Source organism: Pontibacter russatus (assembly GCF_009931655.1).
Taxonomy (GTDB): Bacteria; Bacteroidota; Bacteroidia; order Cytophagales; family Hymenobacteraceae; genus Pontibacter; species Pontibacter russatus.
This window is the reverse complement of record NZ_CP047984.1, coordinates 3,430,041-3,445,101: the sequence shown is the minus strand read 5'-3', so window position 1 is coordinate 3,445,101 and position 15,061 is coordinate 3,430,041. Positions and strand designations below refer to the sequence as shown.

General features: G+C 57.7%; 10 protein-coding genes. 2 read left to right on the top strand and 8 right to left on the bottom strand.

What is annotated here, in order from left to right; all coding sequences use genetic code 11:
- Positions 1-359: 359 nt before the first annotated feature.
- On the top strand, positions 360-2,462 hold the full coding sequence (locus GSQ62_RS14325) for a copper-translocating P-type ATPase (protein WP_161890137.1): 2,103 nt from the start codon (positions 360-362) through the stop codon (positions 2,460-2,462).
- A 123-nt stretch (positions 2,463-2,585) separates the two neighbouring features.
- On the opposite strand, the gene GSQ62_RS14320 is transcribed toward GSQ62_RS14325, so the two are convergent.
- The 3 genes from GSQ62_RS14320 to GSQ62_RS14310 all read right to left on the bottom strand — a co-directional run bounded on the left by GSQ62_RS14320 (position 2,586) and on the right by GSQ62_RS14310 (position 4,973).
- Entirely contained in the window at positions 2,586-2,900 is a 315-nt protein-coding gene (locus GSQ62_RS14320) for a hypothetical protein (protein WP_161890136.1), read from the bottom strand.
- A 275-nt stretch (positions 2,901-3,175) separates the two neighbouring features.
- Positions 3,176-4,009 carry a DsbA family oxidoreductase gene (locus GSQ62_RS14315; protein WP_161890135.1) on the bottom strand — a complete coding sequence of 278 codons (834 nt, stop codon included), beginning with the start codon at positions 4,007-4,009 and terminating at the stop codon, positions 3,176-3,178.
- 19 nt (positions 4,010-4,028) lie between these two features.
- Positions 4,029-4,973, bottom strand: coding sequence for a manganese catalase family protein (locus GSQ62_RS14310; protein ID WP_161890134.1), 945 nt, complete (start codon positions 4,971-4,973; stop codon positions 4,029-4,031).
- Positions 4,974-5,550: 577 nt separating this feature from the next.
- Here GSQ62_RS14310 and GSQ62_RS14305 point away from each other — a divergent pair.
- The gene (locus GSQ62_RS14305) at positions 5,551-6,600 is read left to right on the top strand and encodes a hypothetical protein (protein WP_237586637.1); all 1,050 of its coding nucleotides are present in this window, start codon (positions 5,551-5,553) and stop codon (positions 6,598-6,600) included.
- 308 nt (positions 6,601-6,908) lie between these two features.
- On the opposite strand, the gene GSQ62_RS14300 is transcribed toward GSQ62_RS14305, so the two are convergent.
- From GSQ62_RS14300 to GSQ62_RS14280, 5 genes are all read right to left on the bottom strand, one after another.
- Positions 6,909-8,234 carry an amylo-alpha-1,6-glucosidase gene (locus GSQ62_RS14300; protein WP_161890133.1) on the bottom strand — a complete coding sequence of 442 codons (1,326 nt, stop codon included), beginning with the start codon at positions 8,232-8,234 and terminating at the stop codon, positions 6,909-6,911.
- Positions 8,218-9,822 (bottom strand): vitamin K epoxide reductase family protein, encoded by a 1,605-nt coding sequence (locus GSQ62_RS14295; protein ID WP_237586636.1) that lies wholly within the window; start codon positions 9,820-9,822, stop codon positions 8,218-8,220. Before GSQ62_RS14295 ends, GSQ62_RS14300 begins: the two co-directional genes overlap by 17 nt.
- Positions 9,823-10,056: 234 nt before the next feature.
- Positions 10,057-11,460 (bottom strand): arylsulfatase, encoded by a 1,404-nt coding sequence (locus GSQ62_RS14290; protein WP_161890132.1) that lies wholly within the window; start codon positions 11,458-11,460, stop codon positions 10,057-10,059.
- Between the two features lie 21 nt (positions 11,461-11,481).
- A complete protein-coding gene (locus GSQ62_RS14285; RefSeq protein ID WP_161890131.1) occupies positions 11,482-13,014 on the bottom strand; it encodes a sulfatase family protein in 1,533 nt (510 codons plus the stop codon).
- A gap of 17 nt (positions 13,015-13,031) precedes the next feature.
- A complete protein-coding gene (locus tag GSQ62_RS14280) occupies positions 13,032-14,561 on the bottom strand; it encodes a sulfatase family protein (RefSeq protein ID WP_161890130.1) in 1,530 nt (509 codons plus the stop codon).
- Positions 14,562-15,061 lie beyond the last annotated feature (500 nt).

Genomic DNA, 15,061 nt, shown 5'->3' with positions numbered 1-15,061 from the left:
GTTGGACATCTGACAGATCCCCCGCCGCCTCTTTAGCCTTTTTAGTTAAAGGCTGCGCTTTCAACCGCACAGGCTTTAACCATCCTATATACCCAAGCCTCCCAAACCCCACAGGTCTGTTTACGGTTTCACTTTCCTGGACAGCCACCCTGCATCGAACTAACTCGCCTTCTGCAGGCACGAAACATGTAACTATTCGCCCAAATCCTATAATGCTGCCGGAGGTGCGAGTGGCTATCTTTACTTTCGTAGCAGGCGGGCCCTATCCTGGAGCAGTGGCAGCGGGAAGAATTTCCTGCATGAGTCTACCGTTATACACCTGTCTTCCACGCAGTATTCAGATATATAGTTTTGCTCCCATGAATCACGACCACCAACACCACCACAGCGCCAGAGAGCGGGCAGCGAACGAAGCCGGAAAGACAGAAGAGCGGCTGGAAGAAAAGACGCTGCACGGCCACGGGCAGGCCATGCACCGGGACACGACCGGCCACCCGCCGCACGGGGAGCACAGCCACGACCACCACCGCATGATGATCGAGGACTTCAAAAAGCGGTTCTGGGTGTCGCTGGCGCTCTCTGTCCCTGTCATTATCCTGAGCCCGATGGTGCAGCACATCCTGGGCTTCAAGCTGGAGGTGCCTTACAGCCTGTACATCGCCTTCGTGCTCTCCTCCGTCATCTATTTCTACGGCGGCTGGCCCTTCCTGGCGGGGCTTTGGGAAGAAGTTAAGAAAGGAACGCCCGGCATGATGACGCTCATCGGGGTGGCCATCACGGTGGCTTATTTATATAGCACAGCCGTGACGTTCGGGCTGGAGGGCATGGACTTCTTCTGGGAGTTGGCCACGCTGATCGTGATTATGCTGCTGGGGCACTGGATCGAGATGCGCTCGGTGCTGGGTGCCTCCAAGGCGCTGGAGCTGCTGGTGGGCATGATGCCCGCTGAGGCCATGCTGATCCGGGATGGGGAGACGGTGAAAGCAAGGATAGAGGACCTGCAGAAAGGTGACCTGATACTGGTAAAGCCGGGCGAGAAGGTGCCCGCCGACGGCGTGGTGGAGGACGGCGAGAGCCACCTGAACGAGAGCATGCTCACCGGCGAGAGCAAACCAGTCAAGAAGAACAGCGGCGACAAAGTAATCGGCGGCTCCATCAACGGAAACGGTGTGCTGCGGGTGCGGGTAGAGTATACCGGCAAAGAGAGCTACCTCAACAAGGTGATCACGCTGGTGCAGGAGGCGCAGAAGACCAAGTCCGAAACGCAGCGCCTGGCCGACAAGGCTGCCAAGTGGCTGACTTATCTCGCCCTCACGGCCGGCTTCGGCACGCTGGCTGCCTGGCTGCTGGCCGGGGCGGCGCTTGATTTCGCCCTGGAGCGCATGGTGACGGTGATGGTGATCTCCTGTCCGCATGCGCTGGGGCTGGCGGTGCCGCTGGTGGTGGCCATCTCCACGGCCGTGTCTGCCAATAACGGCCTGCTCATCCGCAACCGCACCGCCTTCGAGAACTCCCGCAAGATCACCACCATCATCTTCGACAAAACCGGCACCCTTACCCAGGGCTCCCACGAAATTGCCTCTGTCGTAGCGTTCGGAAACACTATGGATGAGCGGGAAATGCTGCGCCTGGCGGCTGGCGTGGAGCAGAACTCGGAGCACTTTATCGCACAGGGTATACTGCGCAAGGTTAAATCTGAAGGTATAGCGGTCCCTCCTTCTCAAGGCTTCAACTACCTGCCGGGCAAAGGGCTGGAAGGTGTGGTGGAAGGAAAAGATGTGAAAGTGGTAGGGCCGAACTATATAAAGGAGTATGACATTGCCGTGCCCGCCAGCGAGGCCGAAGAGGGCGTTGAAACAGTGGTATACGTGCTCGTGGACAGCCAGCCGGTCGGCTACATCACCATGCGCGACCAGATACGGGAAGAGTCGGCCGGAGCGATACGGGTGCTGAAGGAGAACGGCATCAAAAACCTGCTGCTCACCGGCGACAACGAGCGCGTGGCCAAGAGCGTGAGCGACCAACTGGGCATGGACGGCTACCTGGCCAACGTGCTGCCCCACCAAAAACAGGAAAAGGTGAAAGAACTGCAGGCCAAAGGGGAGTTTGTGGCCATGACGGGCGACGGCGTGAACGACGCCCCTGCCCTGGCCCAGGCCGATGTGGGTATCGCCGTGGGCTCCGGCACGGACGTGGCCGCCGAGACAGCCGACATCATCCTGGTCAACAGCAACCCGCAGGATATCGCCTCCCTCATCCTCTTCGGCAAGGCCACCTACCGCAAGATGATCCAGAACCTGGTCTGGGCCACCGCCTACAACGTCATCGCGCTCCCGCTGGCTGCTGGTGTGCTTTACCAGCAGGGCATCATGGTCTCCCCCGCCGTGGGTGCCGCTTTGATGAGCCTGAGCACCGTGATCGTGGCCGTCAACGCGCAACTGCTGCGCAGGCAGCTCAAATAACGGAATGGGGAAAAGTGGTTATAAAAAATTGTGGCCGTCAAGCGGGGTATAAGCGGTTATTTACTGAATATATTATGAGCTGCCGGTATTGCCGTACCCCGTGAACCGGACATAAAGTGCGCTTCATTTAAATATAATTTCAGCACTGAAGGGCACTCCCCCGGGCTCGGTGGTGAGCACTACGGAGAGATGGTCGTAAAACGCAAACTCCTTGCCTACTGCTATCGTGTCGGTGCCCGCTGTTTCCGGTGCTTCCTGCGCATGCAGGATCTGGCGGTATATAGGGACGTCTTTCTCATCCAGAACAATAAGCTTGAATTCGTCCGCCCGCTCGGGCCATTGGCGAACCCAGACCTGCTCTATTCTCAGGCTTCTCATGGCCTCGCTCCCCGAAACATGGAAGGAAGAGTTTGATTCATTCAGCTTCACGTTTTCCATGGCTGCTTTATATATAGATAAGTAAAAGGACACAAGTATCAGGTATCAAGACTTAAGACTTTCCTGTATTACATCTTGCTTATTCTCAAAAGTTTGTGATATATAATGCTCTAATGGGCAGGTTAAAAAGGTTTTGTCCGAGCACCTATACCAAAAAGGTTCAAGATTCACACGCGCGTATTTAAGACAAAAGCCATATATAGTGGGCACCCTAGCCGGTGGAATTTAGGGTGGATTTAAAAAGGTAAGTTTCCTAAGTCCGCCCGGTACTGGTATTACTTCGGAGGCTTGCTTAAAGCAGATGCAGCTTGCCCCTGGCCTCCTGCGCGTAGTGCCTCCGCTACTTCTCTGTCTGTGGCACCGCCCCAGAACCGCCGGTACTCCGCCACATCCTGCACTTGCCGGACGGGCTCCAGTTCCGGCGCCACCTTCTGCAGCGTACTCACCAGCGCCTCGTAAGGCCGGTACCCTACAATGAGCAGGCCTTCCTGCCCGGGCTTGCTGATAGTGAGGGCGGGATAGCGGGTAATGCGGTGATAGCGCACCTGCATCAGGTCCTCCTCAAAGGCTTTCCGGGCCGCCTCGCCGTGCAGTTGCTGCTCGAACATGGTATAGTGCAGCAAATCAGGGCTTTCCTCCGAGAGCGCCTTCGCCACTTCCAGCAGCACTTCCGTTTTAGAGATGTCCCTGCCATGCAGCATGATGGCTTCGCGCACGCGGCGCAGGTATATCTCGGCCGCACCCGCAGACTGCAGGCCTGCGCATTTCACGGCTATGCAGGCGGGATAGGAGGAGGCAGGCGGGTTGCTGAACCACACCTTGTCCTCGATGGGCATGCCCGACAGGTGTTTTGCCTCCAGCCATATAGGCCCCATCTGGATGGGCTTTGTCACGCCGTTCAGGGGGTCGCTGTAGCTGCCCCAGTTGGGGATGAGGCCCGCCATGCGGTAGCGCCACTTTATCCTGCCGCTGTACTCGTAGCGCAGCCGCCGCCACTGTGGCTCAAAGGCCCAGCTCCAGCAGCAAAGGGGGTCGGTGTAGAACTGAATCTCCACCGACCCCTCCTCTGTTTTAAGCGATTTACCCTCTGTTAATTTATCTTCTGCCATATATAGGAGCAGCAGGGGGCTAAAGGTTCTGCTGCGGATACGTGCTCCACTGGTTTTCCCCTTTTGGTACATTCTCAGATATATGGCCGCTCCGCTCCTCCCCGAGCGCCTTGCTCTTCTGCTCCGCCTGGTCCATCGTCATGCTTGCTCCCACTGGCTGCTGGTCCAGCAGGCCGTTTGTCTGGATTACGTGGCTCAGCGGGTCCTGCACGTACTGCCACTCCTCGCCCAGTTCAGGGCTTGCGCCATTGTTCCAGGGGCCGCGCACCTCCATGCCGTTCGACATGTTGAAATACGTGTTGCTGTAGCGCGGGTCGCCCTGCAGCACTCCCGGCGGGAAGTTTGGCTTGATGGTGGCCAGGGCGGCCTCGAACATCTGGGCGTGCGCTATCTCGCGCGTCATCAGGAACTTGAGCGTCTCCTTCACATAAGCGTCGTCGGTGAACTGCATCAGGTACTCGTACACAATCTTGGCCCGGCCCTCCGCCGCGATGTTGGAGCGAAGGTCCACTGCCATGTCGCCGTTCGCGTCTACATAGGAGCCGTTCCACGGCACGCCCTGGCTGTTGGTGAGCGTGGGGCTGCCGCCGCTCAGCCCGAAGAACTGTGGGTTGACCATGGCCTCGTGTATGAAGGACTCTTTCTCGGCTTTGCCTTTGAGCAGTTGCATGATTTCGGACTCGTCTGCCGCCTTCTTCAGCTCCCCGTTCAGGTTGCCGAGCAGCATCTGGATGGTGGCCCCGACAATCTCCAGGTGGCTGAACTCCTCGGTAGCGATGTCCATGAGCATGTCGTACTTGTCGGGATAGGGCTGGCGGGCCGGGAAAGCCTGCACAAAATACTGCATGGCCGCCTTCAGTTCCCCGTTCGCGCCGCCGAACTGCTCCAGCAGCAGGCTGGCAAACTTGGGGTCCGGCTTCGAGACGCGCGCATTAAACTGTAACTCTTTTACGTGATGGAACATTTGTTTTCATTTTTGTGGTGGAACATGGATATAAAGTTTCATAAACGAGTGACAGCCGCAGAAGGATTATGAATATCCCAGTTTAGTGATGCATCTTTTTGCCGCTTTGGTCTCTTTCCTGCTGCACATGCAGCACATCCACTGCCTGGCCGCACCAGGTATATTGTCTCCCTTGAAGGCATACCCATATTATTCAGGGCAATACCGTTATATATGGCGCGGGCGTCCCCGCTCATGTCTGCTGTCACAGGGCCTCCCGCCCGTACCTATATAGGCAGCATGTTCATATATAGGTTGCGTTCATATATAAATTGCATATATAGCCTTGGCAGTAGCTAAGCTGCGGGCTGAAATGGGTGGGCTTCCAGAAGGGCAGCCTGCATTATATGGGCAGCCGGAGGCCGCGGGATAGTAGACATGTGCATCCTCGCTCGTGCTATATACCCGGAGACTTCTTAAACTGCTTTTTGCATATCGTCAGTTACATGAAAAAACGTTATATTGAATGTCCCCGGCACAGACACCGTTTCCGGTTTATAGGCCGTTACACATAAACTACACCTGTACACAAAGCTATATGAAGCTACTTCTTAAAACCTTCCTGCTCTTTTTCGGGGCAGTTTTTCTCTGTGCTGCGGCAGCAACGGCTGGCGGCGCGGTGAGCGGCCAGCAGCCCAACGCAGCGATTGACACCAAGGGCACCATCCGCGTCGTGTTCGGGAAAGATGACACCATCTATACCATGTCCTCTGCCGATAGCGGACAAAGCTTTTCGGAGCCGGTGAAGGTGGCCACCCTGCCGGAGATGCACCTGGGCATGTCGAGGGGACCGCAGATTGCCTCCTCCCGAAACTACAGCCTTGTCACGGCCATGGACAAGGCAGGCAACATCCATGCGTATATGCTAAGCCACAGCAATAACAAATGGAAGGAAATCGCCAACGCCAATGATGTCGCGGGTTCGGCGCCGGAGGGCCTCATGGCGCTCACCGCTGATAAGGACAACATATTTTATGCAGTGTGGCTGGACACGAGGGGGAACAGGAAAAACAAAATTTACTTTTCCTCTCTTGCCGCTGACCAGGCCTCCTGGGCAGCCAATAAACTGGTGTATGCCTCCCCTGACGGCACAGTCTGCGAATGCTGCAAGCCCAACATTGCCCACAGCGGCAATAAACTCACCATCTCCTTCCGGAACTGGCTGAACGGCGCCAGAGACATCTATTACACGTCTTCCACAGACAACGGGGAAACCTTCACGGCTCCGCGCAGGTTCGGGCAGGGCACCTGGAAACTGGAAGGCTGCCCGATGGACGGCGGCGGACTGGCGATCGGGGAAAGCGGCCTCGTGAACTCAGCGTGGCAGCGGAAGGGGGAGATATTTTATAGCCAGGAAAGCCAGCCGGAGCAGAAAATAGGCGTGGGCAGAAGCTGCTCTCTGACGCAGTCGGGTGGCAGTGCCCGTGTGATATGGCAGCAGGACGGGCAGATAAAGCTTCATAACTTAAACACGAACACTACCTCAGCGTTAGGCGCAGGCAGCTGGCCGAAAGTTTACAGCCTGGGGAATGGCAAAACCCTCTGCCTTTGGGAAGACGCCGGAACCGTGCAGCACAAGGTTATATAAGGAGAGCAGGCTGCGGAAGTCAGGCTGCTGCCCGTTAGCTGCGTTACAACGGCCACTGCACCTGGGATATGAGCCCGAAAAGAAAGTACAGCATGAACCAGAGGGCTCTGTTGCGGCTTTTTGACTGCCCGTTATGGTTTTATAGATCACCCCGAGCTGGACATGTGCGCATTAACCCGCAGCTCTCTCGCGTGATGAAACACCTGTATTCATTTTGTTGTCAAACATTAGAACCACGGCCTCATATATGATGGGCAGCCGCAGAAGGGGTATGGATATCACACCTTTAACAGCATACCTCTCTGCCTTTACATACGCTGTGTCCCTTCCTGCAGCCTGTTGATCATATCCACCACCAGTCCTGACCAAGTAAAATCCCTCGCTCCGTGGCCCTCACCGGTGAAAGGGTTATAATACTCCCGGAAGCCGCTTTTGGTAATCAGCCGCTTCACGCTCAGCAGCAATTCCTCTGCCTGCTGCCGGTACCCTTTCTCCAGCAGGTAGCCCTGCATAAACCAGTTGAACACCACCCAGGTGGGCCCACGCCAGATATAAAGCGAGCCGTCGGGGTTGAAAGCAGGCTCATCGACAGCAAGCGACGGAACCGGGAAAGGCACATGGAAGCCGTCCTGGTGCAACAGGTGCCTCCCCAGTACGCGCCGGCACACCTCGTCCGGCACACTCTTAAGCACCACCGGAAAAAAGATGGTGCCCGTGCGCACTCTCAGCTTCTCAAACTGGTGGCCGTGGAGGTCGTAGAAAGCGGCGTCCTCCTCATCATACATATAGCGAACTATACTTTTTTCGGTCTGCCTTGCCTGTTCCAAAAAGTGCAGCCCATCCTCCTCCCCTGCCACGTTGCACAAGGCTGCCATGGCCTGCAGGTTCTGCACATAAATGGTGTTGAAGGCAGCATCCTTCACGATAAACCTGTTGCTTTTGTAGATTGCTGGCAGATCATAGCCCTTCAGGAAATTGTGCGCGTCTACTTGCAGCACCTTCCAGAACAGCAGCGGCCCGGCCTTGCCTCTATCGTACTTCAGCAAAGGGTCGTAACTCGCTTTCCAGTCCATGCCCGATTCAAACGGTGTGATGATGGAAAGCAGCCCCTCCCCTTCAAAATCGCGGTTCCTGGCGAGCCACCCGTAGTACTTTTTCAGTTTCGGCAACAGCTGCTTTACAAAAGAGAGGTCCTGGCTGTGCTGGTAAATCCGGAGCGCGGCCTGCGCGGCAATGGGCGGCTGCAACAGGGCCGACATGTGGGGCCTGTAGAGCCGCAGCACATCGTGGGGCCTGAGCTGCAGCAGGTCGGTGATGCGGGCGGGCCACAACCTCTTCCAGTAGTTCATGTGGCCTACAAAGCCGTCGGGGCGCTGCATCTCAAAAAGGCTGTGCATGTGTTTTTTAGCCATGTCCACCTCGCCCAGCGCGGTCAGCGTAAAAATGTGGAAGCAAGTGTCCCAGAAGTACTGGAAAGGGTACGTACCCGGGGAAGGCTTGGTGTAGTGGTAGTTGAAGTCATTCCTCCGGCCACTGATCATGTTCTTGTACAGCACCTCCCGCGCCCCCGCTTTTATCTCCTCGTCCGAAAGCACCCGCTCCTCATGCAGCACTTTTTTACCTGATGTACTCATCCCACCCGGCATAATGTTGCTTCACAGGGCCCAGCGGTAGCGCCAGCGCCGCCACGGCCAGCCCCAATGCCACGCCGGCTGCACTTAAACCTGCCGGACTGCTGCTCAGGAACCAGGGCGCCACCGCCACAATCAGCCCCAACAGCACATTAAAGTAGCGGCCCCTGCGAAGCGGCTCACCCATGCAAAAAACGGAGGTGACTACAATCAGCGAACCGGTCAGGTGAAAGACGTTGGCCACTGTTTCCTGTATCCCCACACCGAAAAGGCCTGGGGCAAACACCAGCGCCGCCCCCAGCAGTGCCGCCACGGTCAGCGTCCGGGGGAAGCTAACCCCCCATATAGAAGACGCGTACACCGCCCCCGGCTCCTGCGGGAACTGCATCAGCTCCGGCGCTTCGTCTTTGGCATCGCTCTCAATGGTGCCGCCCTTCCAGAACACTTTCCAGAAGCCTTCGCCCTCTTTCACCTTCTTCTTCATGAATTGCCCCATCGCAATCACCTCATCGACCTCCAGCGGTATCATGGGGATCATGATGGCTGCGGCCAGCAGGCAGAACGTACACCAGGCACCCACCATCACCGGCTGACTGATGACCAGGAAGATATGGACGCATCCCAGCGGGATGACCAGAATACCGAAGATGGCGACCATCCACGGCATGGTGCGCCAGCGCGAGGGAGCCCCCATCCAGCCCATCAGGAACTCAAGAGTATAGGCGATGGCGCCCAGGCCCGCGTCGGAGATGGGCAGCGAGTGCGACATGGCAGAGTTGAGCACCTGCTCGCTCTGCTGCCCGAAGAACGGGTCCCAGACACTGTCGATGTAGCCGAGCTGGAAGGCGGCAAGGTAGCGCGACACGATCCAGCCCAGGAAGCCAAGCACCATCATGATCCAGCGCTGCGGCCAACTCGAGGGATTATAGCTCCAGCCTGGCGGTGTTTCGGGGCCCATTTTCATGTACATGATCATGTTGGGCATACCCGGTATCAGAATGGCCAGGGCAATGATGAGCGCCCCCACCAGGGTGTCGTTGAGGTAAGCCACCGCCGTTGGCGACCAGAAAACAAGCGGTGCCATGGTGAGCCATATGCCGACAAAGCAACAGACCCAGAGGCTGACGGGGCGGTTCGGCGTGAGCCCGCGCCACCCGAAGAAGATCAGCAGGGCGCCGCTGATGATGTCGCTCCACTTCATGAAGGCGATGCGCTGGTCTAGGGTGAGCCACACGCTCCTGCCGCCCGACGGCTCCACCGTGCCGATGCTGTAATCAAACGTGAGCGGCGAGATGAGCACCCAGGCACCGAGGAGGATAATCATCCAGTACACCCACAGGGTCTGCATGTGGTGCATGTGCAGCATCTTCTCCCGCATATCATCCGACATCACCATGCTGTGGCCGTTGCCCTTCTCTTGCTGATGCTCCTCCTGGTGATATTCGCCCCGCTGGTGCTGCCCCTCCCCGTGCATTTGCTTATTGTGCTGCCGTACCTCCTGCTCGGCCATAGGCCTGGTTACACCGCGCATGCCCATGCCGCCTTGCATCCCTTTATCGTCCTGATGTTTCTCTTCACTGCTGTCTGCCATATATAGATCACGTTTCAGAGTAAATACATGATTCTTCTCTTTACGAAGCAGTAGGACGAAAGATGTTAACAGCAGACATTGGGAAAACGCGGCGTGCAAGCGGGGGCTCTGTTACACTGGTGATGAGCAAAGCATATTCTTTCGCCATCAGCCCCCTGCTCCATATATGGCCGGGATGCGATTGGGCGGCTGGCTGTATGCTGAAGCGGCAGAAACAGGCTGTAGTGGTTTGCCTTATTTCTCCGCCACCAGCGGGAAATCTTTGTTTGCTATATGTTCGCGCGCCATGATGGCTGCTATCTGCTTCACAACATCCGGGTGGGCGGCGCTGATGTCTTTTATCTCCCGGGGGTCGGTGGCGAGGTCGTACAGCTGGACGGGGGCGTTCCTGTCTTTCTTCACGCCGAGCCGCACGCCTTTCCAATCCCCCATCCGCACGGCCTGCCTGCCACCGTCCTCGTGGAACTCCCAGTACAGGAACGCGTGCTGCTTCTGCTTTCCTCTGGATGTAAGCGCAGGGAGGATGGAAATCCCGTCTGTGCCGGCGGGGGCGGGCTGGCCCGCCAAGGCGGCGAAGGTGGGGAAAAAGTCCCAGAAGGCCCCGGCGTAGTCTGATTCCGTCCCTTTTTTGATAACGGAAGGCCAGGCGGCGATCATCGGCACCCGGATGCCCCCCTCGTACAGGTCGCGCTTGATGCCCCTAAGGCCGCCGCTGCTGTTGAAGAACTCCGGCACGTTCCCGCCCTCGCGGTGCGGCCCGTTGTCGCTGGTGAAGACGATGAGCGTGCTTTCTTCGATGCCCAGCCTTTTCACCTCCTGCATGACCTCGCCCACATAGCTATCCAGCTTGGTGACCATGGCGGCGTAGGCGGCGCGCGGGTAAGCCTGCGGCTGGTAACCTTTTCCATCCCATTTTTCAGGAACAGCGACCGGCTTCTCACCGAACTTCCGCTTATATGCTTCAAACACACTATCTCCCGCCGGCAGCTGCAGCCCGGCGTGCGGCAGGGTGTAGGCCAGGTACAGGAAGAAGGGCGCTTTGCTGTTGCCGGTAAGAAAGGCCAGGGCCCTTTCCTGGATAAGGTCGGGCGCGTACTGCCGCTGGTCCGTCGGCGTGTTCGCCAGCCCGACCCGCTGCTTGTTGTCCCACAGGTGGTCCGGGAAGAAGTTGTGCGACTGCCGCTGGCAGTTGTAGCCATAAAACCGGTCGAAGCCCTGGTGCTCGGGAGCGCCCTCCGAGCCCGGGTGCCCGAGCCCCCACTTCCCAAACAGGCCGGTGGCATAGCCCGCCTTCCGGAACATCTCTGCCATCGTGTAAGTGGAGTCGGGTATCGGGAACTGCCCTTCCGGCTGTATCTCAAAGTTGCCCCGCACCGGCGTGTGCCCCGTGTGCAGCCCGGTCAGCAGCGAGGCCCGGGAGGGGGCGCAGACAGACGTGCCCGCGTAGAACTGGGTGAAGCGCATGCCGCTGGCGGCGAGCTTGTCTATGTTCGGAGTCTGTATCAGTTCCTGCCCGTAGCAGCCCAGGTCGCCATACCCCATGTCGTCCGCGAGGATGAAGATAACGTTCGGCCGTTTCTGCGCAAAGGCTGACAGCGCGAACAGCGCCATACAAAAGAGAATGCTGAGTCTTTTCATAGTCTGCTAAGCTAAAGTTTTCTACTGATGCAGCAGTATCTGCCTGGCGTCCCCGTCCTCATACCGGCTTATCAGCCCGTCGAGCTGTTTCTTCAGGTTGGCGGTGAGCTTCTCGTAGCCCTTCTTCCCGTACAGGTTGTCCAGCTCGCGCGGGTCTTTCTGCAGATCGTAGAGCTCCCACGACTCCACCCGTTTGTAAAAGCGGATCAGCTTGTAGCGTTTGGTCTTGATGCCGAAGTGAGGCGACACGGCATGCTCGCCGTTCTCATAGTAATGGTAATACATGGCGTCGCGGCCTTTCGCATTTCTTTCGGTCAGCAGGGGCAGCATCGACTCCCCCTGCATGTCGGGAGGGATGGCGACACCGGCCGCATCCAGCATGGTTGGGGCGATGTCGAGGTTCATCACAAAGTCATCCGACACCGTGCCGGGCTTCACCACACCAGGGTAGCGCATCATCATCGGCGTGCGGAACGACTCCTCGTACATGAAGCGCTTGTCGAACCAGCCGTGCTCGCCCAGGAAAAAGCCCTGGTCCGACACGTAGATGACGATGGTGTTGCCGGTGAGTCTGTTTCTGTCCAGATAGTCCAGGGTGCGGCCGATGCTGCGGTCCATGGAGGCGGCCGTGGCCAGGTAGTCGCGCATGTAGCGCTGGAATTTCCACTCCCCCAGTTCCTTCCCTGTCAGGTTCCGGGCCTGCAGGTCTTCGTAGATGGGCTTGTAATAGGCCTTGAACTTCGCTCGCTGGGCGGCGTTCATGCGGGTGATGTTGCCGTCCCTGATGCTGTCATAGTCCGGGAACATCTTCAGGTCGTAGCCCATGATGAGGTCCCGGGCAACGGACATCTCCTGCACCCTGGCCGCCTCCCGGTTTTCATAACCGTCGTGAAAAGTTTCAGGAATTGGGAAGGTCACCTCGTCGAACATGCCCATGTCGGCAGTGTCCGGAATCCAGGTGCGGTGGGTGGCCTTGTGGCCGATCACCAGGCAAAAAGGCTTTTCCTTGTCCCGCCTCTCCAGCCACTCCTCGGCCACGTCGGCCGTTACATTGGCCACATAGCCTTCTATCCTTTTCCGGCTGCCGTCCATCATCAGGAAGTCGGGGTTATAGTAGTGCCCCTGGCCGGGGAGTATCTGCCAGTAGTCGAAGCCCTGCGGGTCGGTCTCCAGGTGCCACTTGCCCACCCAGGCGGTCTGGTACCCCCCTTTGCGCAGCTCTTTCACGAAGGTGTTCTGGCTGCCGTCGAAGCTGGAGTTCTCGTTGTCCCTGAAGCCGTTCTTGTGGCTGTACTTCCCCGTCAGGATAACGGCCCGGCTCGGCCCGCAGATAGAGTTCGTGACGTAGGCTTTGTTGAAGAGGGCCCCTTCCCCGGCGATGCGGTCGATGTTGGGCGTCTCCATCAACTTGTCGCCCCCGTAGGCGCTGATGGCCTGGTAGGCGTGGTCGTCGGAGACGATGATCAGGATGTTGGGCTGCCTGCCTTTTTGCTGCGCGTGTGCCGCAAGGCTCAGCACCAGCCCCGCCATCAGTAAAAATAAATGCTTCTTCATATAGGGTTTGTTGCTTGCTACCTGCTCCTGCCCGCTTCTTTTATCTCTTTGAGTAAGCGGGCGAGTTCCTGTACCTTGTCCGGATGACGGGCTGCCAGGTTGCGCTGCTCCCCGATGTCCTTGCTCAGGTCATATAGCTGCGGCTCCGCGGCATTTCCCAACTCAATCCCCGTCAGTTTGTTATAGGAGGGGCCCTTATTTGGCTCTATATACTTCCAGTTGTCTTTCACAACAGCCAGCGCGCCGCCCTGCTGCACCAGAACGTCTCTGCCCCTGTCCGTTTTCCCCAGCAACGCCTTCATCAGGTCATGGCTGTCAGGTGCGTCCGTCTCTGCCAGCGGCTGGCGTAGCAGGGCGGCGAAGGACGCCAGTAAATCGACCTGTGAAACCAGCGCATCAGACTTGCCTGGTTTTATGCTGCCCGGCCAGCTCACGATCCAGGGTACCCGGGTGCCTCCCTCAAAAGCGCTGTACTTTCCGCCGCGGAGCGGGACGGCAGGCATATGTCCGTTTTGTTGCGTAACAGCCCCGTCCTCGTAGCCATCGTCCAGCACCGGGCCGTTATCGCTGGTAAAGACAATGAGGGTGTTTTTCGAAATGCCCAGGTGCTCGAGTTCTTTCAGAATCTCGCCCACCGCCCAATCCAACTGCAGGATCACATCGCCCCGGTAGCCCAGGTCACTCTTCCCTTTGAAAACAGTGGCTGGCATACGCGGCACGTGCGGCTCGGTGAGGGAGTAGAACAGGAAGAAGGGCTTTTTCTCATTTTCGCCGATGAAGTCCTTTGCTTTTTGCAGAAACGTGAGCGGCACTTCCTCATCAGTCCATCTCGCTTTCTTCCCCCCGCTCATATAGCCAATGCGGCCAATACCGTTGACGATGGTGTTGTCATGCCCGTGGTTCGGCGAGGCCTTCATCTTCAATAGCTCCGGGTTCTCGCTGCCTGTTGGGTCGCTGCCGACTTTCGCCGCGTAGTTTACCTGTATCGGGTCTGCCGGATCGAGCCCCACCACGCGGTGGTTCTCCATGAACACGGTGGGCACCCTGTCGGCTGTGGCGGGAAAGATAAAGGAGTAGTCGAAGCCCACCTCATTGGGACCGGGTGTGATGCCGCTGTTCCAGTTCTTTTCTATGGCATCGCCCAGGCCCAAATGCCACTTGCCGACGATAGCCGTCCTATAGCCAGCTTTTTTGAACACGCCCGGCAAGGTGGCCTTATCGGTGGGCACGATCAGGGCGGCGTTGCCCGGCAGAATGCTGGTTCCCGGCCTCCGCCAGGGATACTCGCCCGTCATCAGGGCATAGCGGGAAGGCGTGCAGGTGGCGGAGGTGGAGTGGCCGTTGGTGAAACGGATGCCCTGCGCGGCCAGTCTATCAATATGGGGTGTCGAGATTTTTGTGGCGCCATAGCAGCTCAGGTCACCGTACCCCAGGTCGTCCGCGTAAATCAGGATAACATTCGGCTGCTGCGCATGCGCCAGCGGCGCCACCAAGAGAGCGACCAGCAACAGAAAAAAGCTTGTGTTTATATATGTCCGATGTCGCATAAGCGTGCTATGGCTTGTTTTGCAGCCGATGATATTTCCGGCGCCCCTGTCCTAATCCGCAGCTGCCCAACTGCGGAAGCACCTTCTGCTAGGCTGCCCTTCAGGTTCGCTGCAACGGTTCACCTCTTCCAGGGCTTCCGTGTGCTGCCGTCTACCCGCATCTCCTCATAGCAAATCCTGTAAAAGAGAGGACAGGGATCATCACCAGTTGAGGCAGGGGCACCTACTTGGTATATATAACTCTTTTATATATAGCCTCGCGCCACAACTAAATGTAAGCGCAATCATCAAGTGAAGCAAGGAAAAACCAACAAATGTGTTAACGAACACGCAAATAGATTCTAAAAAACATCTGTCGCGGCTACCGCTGCGCCGATGTCAGGGCTTCCGGCGGCTCTCTCCAGGGTTGTGGCGAGCTATTGGGCAGTCATGCCCTTGACACTTCCCTCCTTCAGGCCCTGACCGCTGGAAAAGCAGTCATCCCATGAGGCAGTAAACGT